This is a genomic window from Cohnella faecalis, assembly GCF_003570905.1.
Taxonomy (GTDB): Bacteria; Bacillota; Bacilli; order Paenibacillales; family Paenibacillaceae; genus Cohnella; species Cohnella faecalis.
Genome location: NZ_QXJM01000037.1, coordinates 226,377 through 246,145 on the forward strand (window position 1 = coordinate 226,377; position 19,769 = coordinate 246,145).

Consider the following 19,769-nt stretch of genomic DNA (forward strand, 5'->3'; position numbering starts at 1 on the left):
AGCGCGCATTCATTTGTTTTGCTGGAAATACTACTTGCCATTGGCGACGCGGCGGGACCAAGCGTCGGGCAGCGATCCTGAAAGGAAGATGCAAAAATGGAAACGTTCTTGGCCGTCCTTATTCTGCTGGGCTTAATCGGCGTATCGAATGTCCTTAACCGGTATGTTCCGTTCATTCCGGTACCGCTTATTCAAATCGCGCTAGGCATCGTCGTCGCCGTACTGCCGTCGGGCGTTCATCTTCCGCTGGAGCCTGAGCTGTTCTTCGTGCTGTTCATCGCACCGCTTCTCTATAATGACGGCAAGCATACGCCGCGCGACGAGCTGTGGAAGCTGCGCGCGCCTATTTTGCTGCTCGCGGTCGGTCTTGTGTTCATCACCGTATTCGCAGTCGGATATGCGATTCACGGCATGATCCCGACAATTCCGTTGCCCGCGGCGTTCGGGCTGGCGGCGATTTTGTCGCCGACGGATGCCGTTGCGGTAAGCGCCCTCGCCGGAAGAATCCATCTGCCGAAAAGCATGATGCGTCTGCTGGAAGGCGAAGCGCTCATGAACGACGCGTCGGGGCTTGTCGCGTTCAAGTTCGCCATCGCGGCCGCCGTGACCGGCGTGTTCTCGCTTCCGAAAGCGTCGGTCAGCTTCGTCCTTATTTCATTGGGCGGTCTCGCAATCGGCGCCGCGCTGGCTTTTCTCATCACCTGGATACGACTGCTGCTCCGCCGTTCGGGCATGGAAGACGTCACAATGCATATGCTCATTCAAATTTTAACGCCCTTCATTCTGTACATAACGGCGGAGGAGCTCGGAATGTCGGGCATCTTGGCTGCCGTTGCGGGCGGAATCGTTCATGCGATCGAGCGCGATCGGACGGAATCGCCGATTCTCAACTTGAAGACCGTGTCGGACAATACGTGGTCGGTCATTCTTTTTATATTGAACGGTCTCGTATTCGTCATCCTGGGGCTGCAAATTCCAGGGGTTTCCCGCGTCATTCTGAGCGATCCGGCCTTCGACAACTTCAAAGTGATCGGCTATGCGGTCGCTATTTTCGCTATGCTCATCGCTCTACGCTTCGGCTGGCTATTCGCCTTTACGAGGACGCCCCGATTTTTCGGCGGCAATGAAGACAAGAAGCCGCTCGGCCTCAAGATGCTGGTCATGACTTCGTTCTCGGGTGTACGCGGCGCGGTTACGCTCGCTGGAGCTTTCTCCATCCCGCTCGTTGTCGAGGGAGGCGGCCCTTTTCCCGAACGCAACCTCATACTGTTCCTAGCCGCATTGGTTATCCTGCTCTCGCTCATCGCGGCAAGCGTGCTGCTGCCCCTGCTCGCCAAGAAGAAAGGCTCGGAAGCGAGCGCCGAGGCGGAGCAGAACGAGCGGGAAATCCGAATTAAAGTGTTGAAGGCAGCCGTTCAAGCGGTGATGCTGATGAAAGAGGAACACGAGCATAAAGCCGCGGCCGCTTCCGTCATCGCCGACTATCGCAAATGGATTCACGAGGCGCGGACGAGCGGAGACAGCGGAAGAAGACCGACCCGATCCCGGGAAACGGAGACGGAGCTGCGCCTTCTTGCGATTGGAGCTGAACGGGAATACGTGAGGAATATGCTCCGGGATGAAGAGATCAATCGCGAGCAAGCCGCCAGGTTGATGAAAAGACTGGATCAGGCGGAGCTAATCGTGTCGAACCGGACGCATCTCTGGAAAATGACGTTCAAGCTGCTTTTTCGGCGAATAAAGGCAGGATTGACACCCGGCAGACGGAGCACGGACGATAAGCTTTCCGGCAATGAGCTCGAAACGTTGAGAAAAGCGAAAATCCAGACGTGCCAAGCTGCCATCCGCGAGGTGAACAAGATAAGGTGCGCGGACAACGAGGAGGAATCCTACGGGATCGTAACGTTCTACAATGAAGTGGTCGATCGGTTAAGCCGGACGTCTCTGACGACAGGCCGAACGGATCCTGCCTTTTTGGATGCGAAAAAGGAGCTTCGGTGGACGGCGATCCAGGCGGAGAGGGACGAGGTGCAGTCGCTGTTCGAAAAAGGGGAAATATCGCGCGAGATCGCGGGAGACCTCCGTCGGATGATTCGCGACAGGGAAGCGGCGATGTTCGAGCAGGACGAGATGTAGCAGCTACGTATTTTTCCAGAATCATCCTATAGTAACTTGAATATATCCGAATCGTTGATTACTCTGAAGGACAGAGCGACTCTGCTGTCCAGAGCAAACGAGGAGGAGTTTCCCATGGATCCGGTTATCCGCTTGGATAAAATTCGGAAAACGTATGGCGCGAAGCTGGCTGTCGACGATTTGACGCTTGAAATCGGCAAGGGCGAAATATTCGGCATCGTTGGTCCTAATGGCGCGGGAAAGACGACGCTGATCGAAATTATCGAAGGGCTGCGTCAAGCCGATGGCGGCACCGCTGCGGTGCTGGGTATGGATATAGGCAAGGAAGCCGATCGAATCAAGCAAAAAATCGGAGTGCTGCTCCAGTCGACTTCGATCCCGGGAAAAGCAAGGGTAGGGGAGCTGCTCCGCTTATTCTCCTCCTTCTACGACAAGTCCGCCGACGTACAAGCCGTTGCCCGCTCGTTCGGTCTGGACGACAAGCTTGATGCGATGTACAAATCTCTTTCCGGCGGCTGGAAGCAGCGGGTCGCGCTTGCGCTGTCGCTAATCAACGATCCCGAAATCGTCTTCCTGGACGAACCGAGCATGGGGCTCGATCCGAATGCCCGGCATGAGATGTGGCAGACCATTCTCAAGCTCCGCAAGGAGGGAAGAACGATCGTCGTCACCACCCACTACATGGAGGAAGCCGAGGCGCTATGCGACCGCGTTGCTATTATTAGCGGCGGCCGGCTAATCGCGCTCGACGCTCCGAATAAGCTTATTACGATGCTTGGCGGGACGAAGCGTCTTAGCTTCAAAAACCCGGGCAAGTCGGGCAAGGCCGCATTCGAGAGCCTCGCTAATGTCGTCGGCGTCGAATGGGAAGCGGAAATCGTCAGGCTGCAGACGACGGATATGGATTTGACGCTCAAGCATCTATTCCATCTTGCGGATAAGGAAGATTGGCTCGTGAGCGGGCTCCGTCTGGAAGAAGCGACGATGAACGAAGTATTTACGGCACTTACCCAGCGGCATGGAGGGACAGCGGTATGAGCGCCTATTTCCGATTGATCGCTTTTGATTTCCGATTGTATTTGCGCGATTGGATGACGATATTCTGGGTGCTCGTCTACCCTGTCCTCATGCTGCTTATTTTCGGATCGTTATTCGGAGAAGAGGCGGGAGCCGATCCGGGAACCCGATACATCGATTATTACGTTCCGGCCTTGTGCGTGATGAGCGTCTTATCCGTTGGAGTATTTACGTTGAACATCAATATGATCACGTACAGGGAGAGCGGCATTTTACGGAGATTTCGCGTAACTCCGCTTCGCAAATCGGCGGTGCTGGTGTCCCATTTCATACAAGGACTCGTACTTATTGTATTGGGAGCGATCGAAGTCATCGTCATCGCCAAGCTCGTATGGAACATCGACATTACGTTCGGAGGAGCGGCTCTTCTGCTGCTGGTCATGCTGATCGGGGCCATCGGCTGCTTCTGTCTGGGGTTTGCTTTGTCAGGGCTAGTGAGCACGCCGGGCGCTGCTAGCGGCGTCGCCATGGCGATTTTTTTTCCGATGCTCTTTCTGTCCGGAATCGCGATGCCGCTGTCTATTTTTCCGGAATTTATGAAGGCGATCAGCAAGGCGATTCCGATGACCTATTTCGTCGAGCTGGCGCAAGGCGTATGGCAGGGGCATTCCGTGTCGGGCTATGGCGCGCAATTGGCGGTGCTGGCCGGATTCGCTATAGTGTGCGGCGTGCTGGCGCTGCGATTGTTTCGTTGGGAGAACCGGTAGGCGCGGAACGGTAATTCCAGCGTATTGACACATTGGAACGAGCTTCGTCAAGTCTTTGCTTTTGCCGAAGAATCGTGTGATAATGTCACGATATGATTTTCGTGGAGGATCAACAGCCGTGAGCCGTTACCCATTTGAATTCGAGCATGCCAAGCCCTTTCTGCAGCAGGCGGGAGAATGGATCGCAGACGTGTTCTACGATATATTGCCGGAAGCGGGCTTCGAGGTTCGCGACGAGCAGATTTACATGGCCTTCCAGCTTGAGCGCGCGTTCGCGGAGAAGAAGACGATCTTCGCGGAAGCGGGGGTTGGAACCGGGAAGACGCTCGTCTATTTGCTATACGCCATCTGTTATGCGCGATACACCCGCAAGCCCGCCGTTATCGCTTGCGCGGACGAGTCTTTGATCGAACAGCTCGTAAAGCCGGAAGGCGACGTCGCCAAGCTTGCCCAACATCTGAGCTTGGCTATCGACGCGAGATTGGGCAAGTCGCCGGACAAGTACTTGTGCCTCGTCAAGCTTGACGAAGCGAGAGGCGGCCCTGAGTATGTGGAGGCTTATCAGGATATCCATGACCGGCTTCCTTCGTTCGTTAACAAATTCGAAGCGATGCAGACGTTCCATGCATACGGCGACCGCCGGGAATATCCGGACTTGAACGACGAGCAGTGGAACAGCATCAGCTGGGACCCGTTTCAGGATTGCTTCGTATGCGAGCGGAGGCACCGATGCGGACAGACGCTGTCCCGCGAACATTATCGGCAATCGGCCGATTTGATTATTTGCTCGCACGACTTTTACATGGAGCATGTATGGACCTATGAAGGGCGCAAAAGAGAAGGCCAGCTGCCTTTGCTGCCGGAGCATTCGTCGGTTGTCTTCGACGAAGGCCATCTGCTGGAAGCCGCCGCCCAGAAGGCGCTCACTTACCGGTTGAAGCATTCCGTGTTCGAGCAGCTCGTATCCCGATTGCTGCAGAACGAGATTCGCGAATCGCTGGCTGTGCTTATCGACGAAGCTATCGACCGCAGCGAAGCGTTGTTCGACTTGCTGTCGCGCCAAAGCGTCGCTATCGCCGGTTCGGATCGAAAGCACATCATGATTACCGAGAGACTTCAGCGCGACGTATCCGCTTTTCGCGGCGTCATCGAAGCGATCGAAGAGGAGCTGGTGTTCGAGAGCGAGCTGTATACGCTGGACGACTACCAGCTCCGTATCGTGGAGGAGCATCTGGAGATGATCCAGAAAGCGCTCGGCCTGTTCCAGCAGTCGGCTTCCTTGATATGTTGGGCAACGGACAGCTCGGAAGGACTGACGCTGGTCATTATGCCGAGAGCGGTCAAAGAGGTGTTAAGAGAGCGGGTGTTCGGCTCTAACGTTCCGGTCGTCTTCTCTTCGGCGACGCTATCGGTAGACGGTTCGTTCGACTATGTAGCGGACAGTCTCGGCATCGGCGATTATTTGTCCTTCAGCGTCGATTCGCCTTACGATTACGCCGATCAGATGGAAGCGGTGGCGCCGACATGGCCTCCGGGAGGAGCCGCCTTCACGGATAAAATGACGGCTGCTGCCCGTCTGCTTGGCGGCTCCGACGGAGGAGCGCTGGTGTTGTTCCCTTCCAAAGAGGAGCTGCAGCGGTTCAAGGCGTCGATTTCTTCGTATTCCGAGTGCGCGAACAAGCGTATCCTGTTCGAAGGGGATCGGGAAATCAGCCATCTCATTTCCGATTTCCAGAACGACGAAGCCAGCATTCTCTGCGCGGTCAGCCTATGGGAAGGGCTCGATATTCCCGGTCCGTCCCTCAACAAAGTTATCGTCTGGTCGCTTCCTTATCCGCCGCAAGATCCGGTCTACATGGCTAAGAGGCAAGCTGCGGCTTCGCCTTTCGAGGAAGTGGACATGCCTTATATGCTGCTTCGGATGAAGCAAGGCATGGGCCGATTGATCCGTTCGAGAGACGATAGAGGCTTCGTCGCCATTCTTAGCGAGGAAATTCACGACGACTCGAAGTTAAGAGAGAGAATCGAAGCTTTGCTTCCCGAAGGAGTAGCTTTGAAGAACGTATAGCGCATTTCTTTACGACAAAGCCTGAGCGATCGGGCTTTGTCTTCATTATCGACCGAATGAAAATGAGGAGGAGACGATAACGATGAAAAGCACCGCGAAAAATGCGCGTCAACGCACAGCGAGCGTCGGAACGGCCAAATGGGAAAGTCCCCGCATTCCGCAAGCGTTGTTGCCTGTCGAATTGCCTGCGGAATTTCAGCGCGAGGAGGCGGTACGGATGGGGCTTGTTTCCGATCGGCTCATCGACAGCCAGGAAGCCGACAGAGCGTGCTTCGAGAGCGTGATCTTTACGAACGTCACATTTTCGCGCAACGCTTTTTCGAATGCCGAATTTACGGACGTTATTTTCGAAAAATGCGATTTTTCCAACGAGAGCTTTCGAGAATGCAACATTCATCGGGCGGAGTTCCGCAATTGCAAGCTGATGGGGCTCGATTTGTCGGACTCTACGTTGCGGTACGTCCTTTTCCAATCGTGCTCCGGCGATTACGCGAATTTCCGGTACGCGGATATGAAGCAGGTAAAATTCGAGGATTGCTCGCTTCGCCATGCCGATTTTTACAGCTCGACGATGCTGAAGGTCGATTTGGAGCGTTCGAACCTTGACGGAGCGCAGCTGTCAGGGACCAAGCTGGACGGAATCGATTTGAGCGATTGCGAATTTACCGTGCTAGGCGTCGAAGCGGAGGATTTGCGGGGCTGCATCATTAACGAAGGTCAAGCGGCGGTGTTCGCCAGCTTGTTCGGTCTCATTATCAAGTCGTAACGGCAATTGCGCGTGGGCGGGAGGTGCATACGATGGCCGAATACCAGTACAATCCGTTTCGTCCTGCCGAGACGCCGGCGCGGCTCCATCTGCTGTTCTGGGGCAAGGAGGCTTGCTCTCCCGGACATGCGGTCGGACCCGGCGTTCGCGATGTGTACAAAATTCATTTCGTTCACGACGGCAAAGGAAAAGTTCGGGTCGGAGGGCAAACCTATTCGCTAGTTGCGGGTCAAGGCTTTCTCATCGTTCCGAACGTCGTCTACTATTACGAAGCGGACGAGGCCGAGCCGTGGACGTACTCCTGGATCGGCTTCGCAGGAACCGATGTCGCGGCGCTGCTTGAACGGACGGTAATAACCGCTGACAGGCCCGTATTTACAATGGACAAAAAAACGATGCCCGCGCTCTACGAACAACTGACGTTATCATCGACGGCGAGCGTAGCGAGAGACTTGCGGCTTCAAGCTCATTTTTATGAATTTTTGGCGGCATGGATCGAAATATCGGCTAAAGTGTCCAGCGCGGCGGCGCTCCCGGGGCGGCAAGAGGAGTACGTGCATCGAACGTTGGAATGTTTGCGTTCCCACTACAGCGACAACATTTCGATCGAACAAATCGCGGAAAGTCTCGGCCTCGACCGCAAATACTTAAGCGCCATTTTCAAAAAAGCGCTCGATGTTCCTCCTATGCAATATTTGCTTCGTTATCGGATGGACAAGGCATGCGAGCTGCTCGGCGGGGGAACGCTGACAGTAGGCGAGGTGGCGAGATCGGTAGGCTATCGGGATCCGCTGTTATTTTCCAGAATGTTTCACAAAGTGAAGGGCGTTTCGCCAAGCGTTTACCGGGCGAATGCGACCAAAACGGACATTAATCCATAATTGACTTCCTTCTTGGTATAGGCTAATTCTCGCTTCGCTAGTATGATAAATGTGAATTTACATAGGGGAGTGATTGCGATGGTCTACACGGCGCATGAAGGAAGATACGAATCGATGACATATCGCAGGAGCGGCAAAAGCGGGCTGAAGCTTCCGGCTATCTCGCTTGGCTTGTGGCATAATTTCGGCGGTATCGACAAATACGAGAACGGCAGGAGCATGGTTCGCCGAGCGTTTGATCTGGGCATTACCCACTTCGACCTTGCTAACAACTACGGTCCGCCGGCCGGTTCCGCCGAGGAGACGTTCGGGCGAATTTTGAAGGACGATTTCGCCTCTTACCGGGATGAGATCATCGTCTCGTCGAAGGCGGGCTATTACATGTGGCCGGGGCTTACGGGGAATGGGGCTCCAAGAAGAGCTTGGTCGCCAGCCTCGATCAAAGTCTTCGCAGACTCGGTCTGGAATATGTCGACATCTTTTATCACCACCGTCCCGACCCGGATACGCCGCTGGAGGAAACGATGGCAGCCTTGGATCTGATCGTTCGTCAAGGCAAAGCGCTGTATGTAGGCTTCTCGAATTACTCGCCGGAGCAGACTCGGGAGGGCGCTCGTATTTTGAAAAGGCTCGGAACGCCTTGTCTCATTCACCAGCCGAAGTATTCGATGCTGTCGCGTCAACCGGAGAACGGGCTGCTGGACGTGCTTGAGGAAGAAGGGATCGGCTCCATCGTCTTTTCTCCGCTTGAGAAGGGGATTTTGACCGACCGGTACTTGAACGGCATCGCGACGGATTCGCGGGCGGCGGGACCGAGCCCATTTTTGCGGCCCGAGGAGCTGACGGAGGCGGTTATGTCCAAGGTGGCCCAACTGAACGAGCTCGCTCGGGAGCGCGGACAAAAGTTGTCGCAGATGGCGCTTGCGTGGGTGCTTCGCGGCGGCAAGGTGACTTCGGCGTTAATCGGTGCGAGCCGATCGTCGCAAATCGAAGACGCAGTCGATGCTCTGAGCAATTCAACGTTCGCGGACGAAGAGCTGGCGCGGATTGAGAGCATTTTGGCACAATAACGGATTAAAAGGTTGAGCGGGGGAGTTGTTGACCCTTGCTCAACCTTTTGTTATATGTGCCACGAATCATCGCAACTCCGCCGAAGCTTCGAGTGCGAGCCGGAATTGTGCCGCGAATCATCACAACTCAAGCCGAAGCTTCGAGTGCGAGCCGGAATTGTGCCGCGACTCATCACAACTCAAGCCGACGCTTCAAGTACGAGCTAGCGATGTGCCGCGACTCAATTGCTCTCTCACTTTCCGTCCAGCAAAAAGAGCTCAATTCGAGCTTTGATGGCATCGCGCACGTGGCGAAACTGGGAAATGATTTCGTGTTCGGTTCCGGTTGCTTTGGCCGGATCGTCGAAGCCCCAATGATATTTAATGACATTAACGTTCGTAATGACCGGGCAATGCTCGTCCGCATGTCCGCACAGCGTTATGACGTAAGCAGCCCGGTTCAACAGCTCCGGATCGATAACGTCCGATGAGTGGCCGGAAATGTCGATTCCGGCTTCTTGCATAACTTGGACAGCTCGCGGGTTAAGGCCGTGCGCTTCCAGTCCGGCGCTTTTCACTTCATACCAGTCGCTCCCGAGCGCTTTCATGAACCCGTCGGCAATTTGGCTGCGGCAAGAGTTGCCTGTGCATAAGAAATAGATAAGCGGTTTATTAACCATGTTAAGAAAATCCCCTTTGAATTGAAATGAGTTAGCCAACAACAGTCAGCCACAAATAAAGCGCCGCCAGAGTAACGAACAATACCGGAATAACGAGGATAATTCCCGTTCGGAAATAAGCGCCCCACGTGATTTTGACCCCTTTTCGAGACAGAACGTGAAGCCAGAGCAGGGTAGCCAGCGAGCCGATCGGCGTAATTTTCGGGCCCAGATCGGAGCCGATCACGTTAGCGTACACGAACGCTTCATGCAAAGCTCCGCTCGAATTCGTCCCTTCGATTGCAAGCGCGTTGATCATAACGGTCGGCATGTTGTTCATGACGGAGGAAAGAACAGCGGCTATGAAGCCCGAGCCGATTGTCGCGACGAACAGTCCTTGTTCGCCGACCCAGGCAAAAAGGTCCCCGAGCTTGTCCGTCATTCCCGCATTGCGCAGCCCGTACACGACGACATACATCCCGATCGAAAAGACGACGACGGCCCAGGGGGCGCCTTTGACGACGTTCCACGTACGGATTTCCCGATTTCTCCTTGCAAGCGACAGAAACGCGATTGCCGCAGCGCCTGCGATAATAGAGACGGGAACCTCCAGCAGCCCGCTAGTCATATAAGCCGCCAACAGTATGACAAGAATGACCCATGTGATCCGAAACAAACGAATATCCTTGATCGCGTTTTTCGGCTGCTTTAACTGCGCCAGATCATACCGCTTTGGAATGCTTCTTCGGTAGAACAAGATCAGCACGAGCAAGCTCGAAGCAATGGCAAACAACGCAGGAACGAGCATCCGATGGGCATACTGCGCGAATCCGATTCCGAAAAAGTCCGAGGAGACGATGTTCACGAGGTTGCTGACGACCAGCGGCAAGGAGGCGGTATCCGATATGAAGCCGCACGCCATGACGAAGGGGAGAATCATACGATCTTCGAACTTCAAGGCTCGCACCATTGCCAGCACGATCGGAGTCAAAATGAGTGCGGCGCCGTCATTCGCGAACAATGCGGCTACGGCGGCTCCTAGCAATACGACGTATACAAACAGGAGCGTTCCGTTTCCTCGAGCCAATCTTGCCACCTGCAAAGCCGCCCATTCGAAAAATCCGATTTCGTCCATCATCAACGAAATCAGAATGACGGCGACGAAGGCCAACGTGGCATTCCAGACGATAAGGGTCACGTCCCATACGTCCCCAATGTCGACAACTCCGATAATAAGAGCGATAACGGCTCCCCCGCATGCCGACCATCCGATGTTGAGACCCTTTGGCTGCCAGATGACAAAAACTAAAGTAATGACGAATAAAGCCGATGCGACAACTGCCATAAAACCTCCTTGTTGAAGTTTTTCCAATCCGGTATGCTTGTTGAAGCGTATCACTTAAAGCTAGCTTGAAGTCAAGGAGGTTTTTCTTTTGCTTTCGATAGGCGAAGTAGCCAGACAAAGCGGCGCATCGGCATCGACGCTCCGTTACTACGAACAGATCGGCTTGATCCCGCCGCCGCAGCGGATAAGCGGGAAGAGGGCATACACGGAAGAGATTGTCAGCCGCTTGGAAATCATTAAGCTGGCCCAGAGCGCAGGCTTTCAAATCGTCGAAATCAAGCAACTGCTGGACGGCTTCGATTCCAATGTTCCGCCTTCGGAGCGGTGGAGAGTCATGGCTAGGCAGAAGCAGCAAGAGCTGGAGGAGCAAATCAACCAGATGAAGAGGATGCAGTCCGTACTGGCAAAAAGCATCGGATGCGACTGTCTCTCCTGGGAGCAATGCTTCTCGGACCCAAGTCCTATGACCATCAAAATGAAAGATGACTGACCGCGCTAAGCGCGGTTTTTTTATTTTTTCGGACATATTATCGCCTGTGGGGGATCGACAAAGAAATCGCAGAACGAAACCAGATCGTTTGACATGATTCTCAACGACTACTGAGTACAATCTTATCTATATCGTAACGAGCATCTTTCATCCAACCAAGAAAGAGGTGTTGTTATGCGTATGAACCTCCGAAAAACCGGGTTCCTCTATATGCTCTGCGTTATCGTGATCTTCACGATGGGCATGAGCTTTCCCGCTCAACATGTCGTCCAGTCTCCCTCGCCGACAGTGAACGAACCGCAAGCCGCCGCGCAGGAGGAGCCGGCCGCATCAGATCTTTCCTCGCCGTTCAAACTGTTTATTCAACCTTACGGCCTCGCTACAGGCTTGTTGCAAGCACGCTACCTTGCAGTGAACGCCGCGCCATCCGTGGAACGTCTCCCTGCAAGCTCTCCAGTCATTCAGAACGAACCCTCCAAGCAGCCGATTGTTCAAGAACCCCCGGAAACGATGGAGTATACATATGAAGTAACCGCCTATTACCTCAACGTGAGGGAGAAGCCCAATTCCAAGTCCAAAATACTTAATGTCATTAAACATGGAACGGCGATTGCTGTGAAAAGAACGACGGATAACGGTTGGCTCGAGCTGGAAGGAAGAGGTTACGTTCATGCCGATTATGCCGTATTAAAGAACAGCAAAACCGTGACGGCGATCGCCAAAACGGACGAACCGGTCGTCGTCCTCGATACAATTGAAGATCCGAAGCAGCCGACATCTGCCGTAAGCTCCGATTCGGGCTTGACGGAGGAGCATATTGCAACGATTTTCAAAGGAACGGCTTTAGCGGGACACGGTCTGGAGGAGGCGATTCTGGACATCGAGGAGGAGTATGGCATCAACGCCTACTTCACGATTGCAGTGATGAAGCTCGAAAGCGGCAACGGCAAAAGCAGGCTTGCCAAAATCAAAAACAACCTTTTCGGCTTGAACGCCATCGACGGAGCCCATAATAAAGCTTTCAGCTTCGAAACGAAAGAAGACAGCGTACATACGTTTGGCCGTTTGCTGTCCAAAAGCTATGTCGGGAAGGGCTATACGACCATAGAGAAGATCGCAAAAAAATATTGTCCCTCCAATCCGAAGTGGCCCGGTTTAGTGATAAGCATCATGAAGGGCGATTATAAAAAGCTGTAGCTTGCCTTCGTTCGTTTTCGAACGACGAGCTTATTTGAGCTATCTGTTTTATAATGATGGAAGGATGCCAAGGCGGAAATATCGGAGAGGATCGTCGCGTATGACGCACACTGTTAGGAAGCTGGCTCTCATCGTCATAGCTTTGTCGCTCGCTCTCGTTGTGCCGACGGTCGGGGCTCAAGCCGCCACAAGCAATATCAAGAAGGATACGGCCGAGAAAAAACGCGAATTGCCTAAAGGCTTTGTGTACTTGGACGAAGCGATTCCGACGGCTATATTCGATATTCGTTACTACGGCGACAATAATTTTGTCGGCGCTCGAATCGACGGCTATAAGGCTCCGTACGCTATTCTGACCTCCAAGGCGGCGTCTTCCTTAAAATCGGTCAGCGACGAGCTTGCGAAAAAAGGATATCGGCTCAAAATTTTCGATGCCTATCGTCCGCAAAAAGCGGTAGATCACTTTATTCGATGGTCCAAAGACGCGAAGGATACGAAGGCGAAGAAGTCCTATTATCCTAATGTAGCTAAGAAGGATTTGTTTAAGCTTGGATACTTGGCGAGCAAATCCGGTCATTCGAGAGGCAGCACCGTCGATCTGACGCTTGTGATCGCGAAGACGGGCGAAGAGGCGGACATGGGAGGCTCCTTCGACTTTCTGGACCCGGTGTCCAGTCACGGGACGAAGAAAATAACGGCCAAGCAGACGGCGAATCGCACTCTGCTCAAGAAGGCGATGGAGAAGCACGGCTTCAAGTCCTACAGTAAGGAATGGTGGCATTATACGCTGCGGTCCGAGCCATATCCGAAAACCTACTTTAATTTCAACGTGGAGTGATGGAAGATGAGCAGCAAGAACAGAAGGTCCCAGCCGGTAAAAGCGGAAGCTTCGGATAAGCCCGCAACGTTAAAAGATCTGTTGAGCGCCGATACATTGGCCAAGCTCAAGGCTCATACGGATCAGATGAAGCAGGAGCAGCTTCAGCAAGCCGAGCAGAAGAGGAAGAAGGAAGAGGAAGCCCGCAAGGAAGAGCAGAAGCGCAACGAGAACGATTTTGCCTATTTGCTCAACCATTCGAAAGTGAAAACGACCAAATATTGAATCGGTTCAACCCGTAACGGAAATATTCACCAATATCGCTTTTATAGCGCGCGGCCCGCAGGTCGTGTTTTTTTTGCGTTTTGGCGACGTTCGACAAGGATTTAGCATTGCTAAACCATTCGATTTATTCTATAAATAAGAGTGTTGCCAAGGAAATATATAGAAATATTAGATATGTAAAGGGGAGTTTCATGAAAGCCTTCCTCGGAAAAAGGAGCTTGAGTCTGCTGCTCTTATCGTTGATGCTGCTCGTTCAAGGAACGGCTGAAGCGCAAAGCATCATCTCGTACAAATGGAGTCAACTGCCGAAGCCGCAGCAATTTCCCGAAGTTTACACCGAAGTGGAGGGCGTGCTGACGTTTCGCGGCTCGAGCGAAAGAAGCGCTCCCGCATTCGGGACGACAGAGATGAAGCAATTCAAGCCTGTAATCGCTTGGAACAAAGCAACGAAGAAGAGCAGCTGGGGCGGTGGCGCCGGATGGACGGGACAGCCTGCTATCGTGAAGTGGAGCCCGGAAGTACTGAAGACGATGAACGTGAAGGCCAAATTTTTGAAAAAGCCGGGATTCACGGAAGTCATCTACGCCTCCCTTGACGGAAACGTCTATTTTTTGGATTTGCAGACGGGGGAAGAGACGCGAAGCCCGATCAAGATCGGCAATCCGATCAAGGGCAGCGTGTCGGTCGACGCTCGCGGCTATCCGCTTCTATACGTCGGAGAGGGTATTCCGGAGAAAGGAACGATCGGCTTTAGCCTGTTCAGCCTGACCAACCAAAAAAGGCTATACTACATGTCGGGCAAGGACCCTTACGCCAAGCGCACATGGGGAGCCTTCGACAGCTCGGCGCTGTTCAATCGCGAAGAGGATACGTTGGTGGTCGGCGGCGAGAACGGCTTGTTTTTCAACATCAAGCTGAACACGGCGTTTAACCCCGCGCAAAAATCGATCAAGGTTAGCCCGGTCGTCAGCAAGTATCGTTATCAAATCGCGGGCAACAGCTATCAGGGAATCGAGAATTCCGTGGCGGTCTATCGAAATTTGGCTTTCTTCGCCGATAACGGCGGCAGCTTGCAGGCGATGGATCTGGAGAAGAACGTTCCGCTCTGGACGCTGCCGGCGAGCGACGATACGGACGCGTCGATCGTTATCGAGCAGGAGGAGGGCGTTCCCTACCTTTATACCGGTACCGAGGTAGATAAGCAGGGAATCGGCGGCTATTCGTTCCTTCGAAAAATCAACGGACTGACCGGCAAAGTCGTCTGGACTCGCAAATATCCGTGCTTCTCGCTGCTAGGAGAGCATCCGGTCAACGGCGGTCTCCTGGCTACTCCTGCGCTAGGCAAGAAAGAAATCGGCCATATGGTCATTTTCACGCTTGCCCGTCACGGGACGTTCAAGGGCGGGCTGATGGTCGCCGTCGACAAGAAGTCGGGCAAGGAGCTATGGAAGCTCCCGATGAAAAATTACAGCTGGTCGTCTCCGGTAGACGTATACAGCGAGGCGGGAAAAGCGTATATCGTGCAAGCCGATTCGGTCGGCAATGTCTCCATCGTTTCGGCGATCGACGGGAAGGTTCGAGGAACCGCGAACGTCGGGGCGAACGTCGAATCGTCGCCGGCCGTCTTTGGCGACTATGCCGTCGTAGCGTCGCGCGGAGGGAAAATTTTCGGCTTGAAGCTGCAATAGCGAACGAATAAAGAACCGGGCGAAGTTTATTGCTTCCCCGGTTCTTCTTTTTTTCGTTAGAAATAGCTGATCTTCGTGCAGGTACTTTATGCTGGTAAGGAGCGATGGAGGGACTAACTGTAAATCGTGCACTTCATTTCCCCAATCTCATCGGAAATCGGGATAATAAGCCAAACTAGCTGCAACAAATGCAGGTATCGGATGAATACGAACCAACAGCAACCGATTTAACGGAATGTTTTACATGTATGCGCTTCTGCTTTGGCTTTTCGCGTAAGTCTGGACAACTGTTCCCTCATCAACGAATTACAACAATTCGTTTCGCTTCTTCAGGCGGCGATACAGAATAATGCCCGTTGCCGAGCATAAGAGAGCGCATAGGGCGATGAACGAGTACCCCGCCTGCAGTCCTCGCATCAAACCGGCGTCCGCTCTGGCTGTATCGCCGGCTTTGAAGCTTTGTGTGATAGCGCCGATCAAGTAATTGCCGATAACGTTGCCGATGCCCATGAGCGTGACGGTGAACGTGATAACCGTGTCGCTCTGCCGGCGATACCTCTTCGCAATGAAAGCCATAATCGTCGGATATACGGGGGCGATGCCGATTCCGGCTGCCGCGAACAGAATGGCTCCGGCTTGTCCGGCCGCTATTGCCGCAATCGTACACAATCCTGAAAATCCGGAAAAAATAATTAACGATAGAGTAAAGCCGATTCGGTCTGTAATCGGTCCGAGAAAGAGCCTGGCGAACGTAAAGCATAGGAAGAACGCGGACAGCATTCCGGAAGCGGACGCCGATTCCCAGCCATAAGCCTTCTCCAAATAGTTGACAAGCCAGCCGCCGACGGCAAGCTCCGATACGACTCCGAACGTCAAGATGAGCACCAAGAGCCAAACGGTGCGATCGCGCATCAAGGAGGACCAAGGGATTCTTTCGTTTTCCGCCAGCTCGTCGCCTGGAAAAGAGGCGAATAGAGCCGGAATCATCGGAATGACGGAGAGGGAAAGAATGAGCAGGTACATTCCCCGCCAATCCAATTCCCAGCTGAGCACCGTCACCGTCATCAAGCCGGAGGCGATCATCGGAGCGACGGTGGAGCTTAGTCCGTAGAAAAAGTGGGACAGGTTCATCATCGTGCCGGTATTGCGCACGAATATTCTCGCTCCGAGTATAGCTAGGGCGATTTCCAGAATCCCATTGCCTATGTACATAAGGAAGTAAGAAACTGAAAAAGCCGAGTAGTGATGAGACAAAAAAATTAGAATTCCGGAAAGCGTCATGGATCCGAAAGCAAACAGGCTGACCCGCTTAATGCCGAGCTTACGGACAAGGAATGCCGTGAATGTGCAAGCCAGCAAATAGCCTAGAGCATTGAGAGACAGCAGCGTTCCGAGCTGCATCTCATCAATGCCGAAGCTCGTCTGAATCCGGGGAATAGCGGGTCCCTTTATATTTTCCGAAAATCCGAACACGAGAAAACCGACAAAGACGGTAGCAAGCTGAAGCTTATAATTGCGGGAGAGACGAGACTTGGTGTCTGGACGTTCGCTAGTCAAGGCAAATCTCCTTACGATAGAGGAAATTTAATAGATTTTTTGTAAATCGGATAAAGCCACTTAACGCCTTGAGGCGTTAACGTATCGGCCAGCAAGTGCGAGGCGTATCCGGCTGCGGAGGCCGCCATGATTCCATCCAAGCCAAGCTGCCTCTCCAGCCCGCGCCCGATAAGCGCCCACAGCAGCAAGGCCCACACGGTATGAGTCATGCCGCGATGCTTCAACCAAGGCGCCCAAGCTACGAACAAGCCAAAGCCCATTAGCCACGGCTGCCCGGAAGTAAATCCGGCATATAGAAAACCGCCGCCGATCACACTGACGAGCAAGTTGCGAATGACGCCCTCCTTCGTCGCGATTCCAATTAGAAAAAGCGCAATCCCGGAAGCGGCGAACGTCTTGTCGAACCGAAGATCCGAATAATAACGATAAGCGACGATTCCCATTAAGAGAACGCCCGCCCAAATAACGAACTCTCTCAGCGCCTCGGCCAGCTTGCCCAGCTTAAGCTTGTTGCTTAAGAGGCTCGGGCCGTCAAGGTCCGCGCTTAATGCGGAGACGGAAGCTGCGGTTACGTATAACGCCGCGCTGTGAAAGCTGAACGGATAGTACAAGGAGGCGGCGGCTCCTACGGCCGCGCCGATAGCAAGATGGGTCGAACCTTTCATGATTTCCCTCCGCGGACTGACAGGATGTAGACGGGAGCTCCGACTACGCAAACGTACGTTTGCTTCGTTATTATACCCGCAGTGCCGGCCTGGGACAACCAACCGGGAAGAGGGCGGCTTGCAGGACGTTCGCCGTTTTTTGAAAAAGATAGGTTGGCGTCGATTGAGCTTGGTAGAGAAGTGACGTAACTTTAAAACTAAAATGACCAAATGATTGAATAGTCCGACTTTATAGATTCGTTCGGGGAGGGCATCATTATGGATAATAACGGCTCATCGAATCAATCTCCAGGCACGGCTTCGTTCGACCAGAAGCTGGAGAAGGCGATCGAATGGCAACAGAAAGGAGCGGCTGGCGACCGGGACGCCGTTAGGACGGCGGAACGCGCATTCAAGCGGCTTCGGACCGAGCACCCGGATCAACCGATAGTGGACGCTTATTTTGGAAGCGTATTGGCATTGCTCGCGAGAGACGAGACCAAGCCGAAAGAACGGCTGAGGCTGGCGAAAAGCGCCTTAAAGCTTCTCGACGATGCGGTTGCCCGCGCACCGCATGACCGTACGATCCGGCTGCTTAGAGGCAAAGTGGCGTACCGTCTTCCGGAAAAATATTTCAGCCGCACGGGTACGGCAATCGAAGACTACAAGTTTCTGATCGAAGCCTGCCAATCCGATCCGTCCTCGCTCGCGCCCGGAATTTATCAGGAGTTGCTGTACGAGCTGGGCGCCGCTTATTTCCGTTCCGATCGTCAGGCGGAAGCCGATAGCTGGTGGGGCAAATTAATGGAGCAGCCGGATAGCCACCAATACCGCGGCTTAATCGATCAAATGAAGAAGGGGACGAACGAGAAAGCGGGCTCTAGACAATCGAGCCGTGGGAGCAGCAAGCTGCAAGCCGTGAAAACTTCGCTGCTCGGTTCCGTTCAGCAAGCGCTTCTTAATGAAAGAACAGGCACGACAATCGTTCTTTTAGGCGCTTCCATCATCTCAATGGGACCTCGAAAATTTTCGAAAAAGTTTCTTTCTTCGCTGCGCAAGGAGCTATTGAAGCGTTAATCTGATGCACTTATGGGTAGAAGAAGGCAGCCCCTGTTTCCGATGGAGGGCTGCCTTTCCGTTTTTTGGGTAAGGAATTGATATCGGTGCTTTCATTCAGTACAATGTTTTCGTCGATTCTTGCGAATAAGGGCGCAGCTCGTCCGAGCGGCCATCGCGGATTTTGACGGCCCATTCGGGGTCGTGAAGAAGCGCGCGGCCGACGGCTACCAGATCGAAATCGCCGCGGTTCAGTCGATCAAGCAGCTTGTCCAGCGTAACAGTATTGGCGCTTTCGTCTCTCTTCGTGAATTCGACGTCAAGGCCGACGGAGCCGACCGTAATCGTCGGTTTGCCGGTTAATTTCTTCGTCCAGCCTGCAAGGTTCAGGTCGGAGCCTTCGAACTCGGGCTCCCAGAAGCGACGAGTCGAGCAATGAAAGACATCGACGCCGGCTTCGGCCAGTGGGGCCAAGAATTGCTCCAACTCTTCGGGAGTTTGAACCAGCTTCGCCGAGTAATCGGCTCCTTTCCATTGAGAGAATCGGAACACGATAGGAAAGTCGGGACCGACGGCTTGCCGGCAAGCTTTCACAACTTCCGTCGCGAAGAGGGTGCGAGCGGCCAGGCTGCCGCCGTAGCGATCCGTTCTCCGGTTCGTTTTTTCCCAGAAAAACTGATCGATCAAATAACCGTGCGCGCCATGAATTTCGATACCGTCGAACCCGATTCGCTTGGCATCGGATGCCGCTTGGGCGAACGCTTCGACCAAGGAAGCGATCTCTTGCTCCGATAATGGCTCGGATACTTGTTCTCCCGTCGCCGCATCGATTCCGGACGGTCCGACGGGCAGCGCTTCGGGATTCGGGAGGCTCCCGATCTTGCGGGTCGTACCGACATGCCACAATTGCGGAATGATCCGTCCGCCCGCCGAGTGAACGGCTTCAACGACTTTGGCCCATCCTTGCAAAGCCTCATCTCCATGGAAGTTCGGCCAATTCGGGCTTGCAGCCGCCGCCGGATGATTGATCAACGTTCCCTCGGTTACAATCAGGCCAACGCCGTTCGCCGCTCGTCTGCGGTAATAGTCGGCTACGTCCGGACCGGGAACTCCGTTCGGGGAAAAGCCTCTCGTCATCGGAGCCATCACGATTCGGTTAGATAGCTTCAAATTTCCCTCTTGGTAAGGCTCGAACAAGGCTTGCACCGTTACTTCATCGGCCGTGCTTTCTTGACTGGACATGCTTATTCCTCCTTCATAGGCATTTGCGATTCGGCTCTCCGATAGGTTAACATTGGCGCAACGGATGTTGCTTAACGTCCATTCTCGCATATTACGAACCAAAGT

The 19,769-nt window shown here is 53.6% G+C and carries 17 protein-coding genes and 1 pseudogene; 13 read left to right on the forward strand and 5 right to left on the reverse strand.

Translation table 11 applies throughout. From position 1 onward, the window contains the following. The first annotated feature begins 96 nt into the window (after positions 1 to 96). The 7 genes and pseudogenes from D3H35_RS12350 to D3H35_RS12380 all read left to right on the forward strand — a co-directional run bounded on the left by D3H35_RS12350 (position 97) and on the right by D3H35_RS12380 (position 8,705). Entirely contained in the window at positions 97 to 2,136 is a 2,040-nt protein-coding gene (locus D3H35_RS12350; RefSeq protein WP_119149650.1) for a Na+/H+ antiporter, read from the forward strand. Between the two features lie 114 nt (positions 2,137 to 2,250). After that, complete coding sequence (locus D3H35_RS12355) at positions 2,251 to 3,174, forward strand: ABC transporter ATP-binding protein (RefSeq protein ID WP_119149651.1); 924 nt, start codon at positions 2,251 to 2,253, stop codon at positions 3,172 to 3,174. Then, positions 3,171 to 3,920, forward strand: coding sequence for an ABC transporter permease (locus D3H35_RS12360; RefSeq protein WP_119149652.1), 750 nt, complete (start codon positions 3,171 to 3,173; stop codon positions 3,918 to 3,920). The genes D3H35_RS12355 and D3H35_RS12360 overlap by 4 nt, the downstream gene beginning before the upstream one ends. A 118-nt stretch (positions 3,921 to 4,038) precedes the next feature. Then, entirely contained in the window at positions 4,039 to 5,988 is a 1,950-nt protein-coding gene (locus D3H35_RS12365) for an ATP-dependent DNA helicase (RefSeq protein WP_119149653.1), read from the forward strand. Positions 5,989 to 6,070: 82 nt separating this feature from the next. Beyond that, positions 6,071 to 6,754: a pentapeptide repeat-containing protein gene (locus D3H35_RS12370; RefSeq protein ID WP_199728510.1), complete on the forward strand. Its 684-nt coding sequence runs from the start codon at positions 6,071 to 6,073 to the stop codon at positions 6,752 to 6,754. Positions 6,755 to 6,786: 32 nt separating this feature from the next. Next, the gene (locus D3H35_RS12375) at positions 6,787 to 7,635 is read left to right on the forward strand and encodes an AraC family transcriptional regulator (RefSeq protein ID WP_119149654.1); all 849 of its coding nucleotides are present in this window, start codon (positions 6,787 to 6,789) and stop codon (positions 7,633 to 7,635) included. A 78-nt stretch (positions 7,636 to 7,713) separates the two neighbouring features. After that, positions 7,714 to 8,705 (forward strand): annotated as a pseudogene (locus D3H35_RS12380) (aldo/keto reductase). 233 nt (positions 8,706 to 8,938) lie between these two features. On the opposite strand, the gene arsC reads toward D3H35_RS12380, so the two are convergent. Next, on the reverse strand, positions 8,939 to 9,364 hold the full coding sequence (gene arsC, locus D3H35_RS12385; RefSeq protein WP_119149655.1) for an arsenate reductase (thioredoxin): 426 nt from the start codon (positions 9,362 to 9,364) through the stop codon (positions 8,939 to 8,941). Positions 9,365 to 9,395: 31 nt separating this feature from the next. After that, positions 9,396 to 10,688: an arsenic transporter gene (locus tag D3H35_RS12390; RefSeq protein WP_119149656.1), complete on the reverse strand. Its 1,293-nt coding sequence runs from the start codon at positions 10,686 to 10,688 to the stop codon at positions 9,396 to 9,398. A gap of 88 nt (positions 10,689 to 10,776) precedes the next feature. On the opposite strand from D3H35_RS12390, the gene D3H35_RS12395 reads away from it, so the two are divergent. The 5 genes from D3H35_RS12395 to D3H35_RS12415 all read left to right on the forward strand — a co-directional run bounded on the left by D3H35_RS12395 (position 10,777) and on the right by D3H35_RS12415 (position 15,165). Next, positions 10,777 to 11,178 (forward strand): MerR family transcriptional regulator, encoded by a 402-nt coding sequence (locus D3H35_RS12395; protein ID WP_119149657.1) that lies wholly within the window; start codon positions 10,777 to 10,779, stop codon positions 11,176 to 11,178. A 174-nt stretch (positions 11,179 to 11,352) separates the two neighbouring features. Further along, on the forward strand, positions 11,353 to 12,375 hold the full coding sequence (locus D3H35_RS12400; RefSeq protein WP_119149658.1) for a glucosaminidase domain-containing protein: 1,023 nt from the start codon (positions 11,353 to 11,355) through the stop codon (positions 12,373 to 12,375). A gap of 100 nt (positions 12,376 to 12,475) precedes the next feature. Continuing rightward, positions 12,476 to 13,213, forward strand: coding sequence for a M15 family metallopeptidase (locus D3H35_RS12405; protein ID WP_119149659.1), 738 nt, complete (start codon positions 12,476 to 12,478; stop codon positions 13,211 to 13,213). A gap of 6 nt (positions 13,214 to 13,219) precedes the next feature. Beyond that, entirely contained in the window at positions 13,220 to 13,477 is a 258-nt protein-coding gene (locus tag D3H35_RS12410; RefSeq protein WP_119149660.1) for a YqkE family protein, read from the forward strand. A 191-nt stretch (positions 13,478 to 13,668) separates the two neighbouring features. Continuing rightward, complete coding sequence (locus D3H35_RS12415) at positions 13,669 to 15,165, forward strand: outer membrane protein assembly factor BamB family protein (protein WP_119149661.1); 1,497 nt, start codon at positions 13,669 to 13,671, stop codon at positions 15,163 to 15,165. A gap of 306 nt (positions 15,166 to 15,471) precedes the next feature. Here the strand turns inward: D3H35_RS12415 and D3H35_RS12420 are convergent, their stop codons facing one another. Together D3H35_RS12420 and D3H35_RS12425 are read right to left on the reverse strand one after the other, a co-directional pair. Continuing rightward, positions 15,472 to 16,722, reverse strand: coding sequence for an MFS transporter (locus tag D3H35_RS12420; protein ID WP_119149662.1), 1,251 nt, complete (start codon positions 16,720 to 16,722; stop codon positions 15,472 to 15,474). Positions 16,723 to 16,733: 11 nt separating this feature from the next. Beyond that, positions 16,734 to 17,387 (reverse strand): metal-dependent hydrolase, encoded by a 654-nt coding sequence (locus D3H35_RS12425; RefSeq protein WP_119149663.1) that lies wholly within the window; start codon positions 17,385 to 17,387, stop codon positions 16,734 to 16,736. Between the two features lie 258 nt (positions 17,388 to 17,645). Between D3H35_RS12425 and D3H35_RS12430 the strand changes: the two genes are divergently transcribed. Next, complete coding sequence (locus D3H35_RS12430) at positions 17,646 to 18,443, forward strand: tetratricopeptide repeat protein (protein ID WP_119149664.1); 798 nt, start codon at positions 17,646 to 17,648, stop codon at positions 18,441 to 18,443. Positions 18,444 to 18,539: 96 nt separating this feature from the next. On the opposite strand, the gene D3H35_RS12435 is transcribed toward D3H35_RS12430, so the two are convergent. Then, a complete protein-coding gene (locus D3H35_RS12435; RefSeq protein ID WP_119149665.1) occupies positions 18,540 to 19,664 on the reverse strand; it encodes an NADH:flavin oxidoreductase in 1,125 nt (374 codons plus the stop codon). Between the last annotated feature and the right edge of the window lie 105 nt (positions 19,665 to 19,769).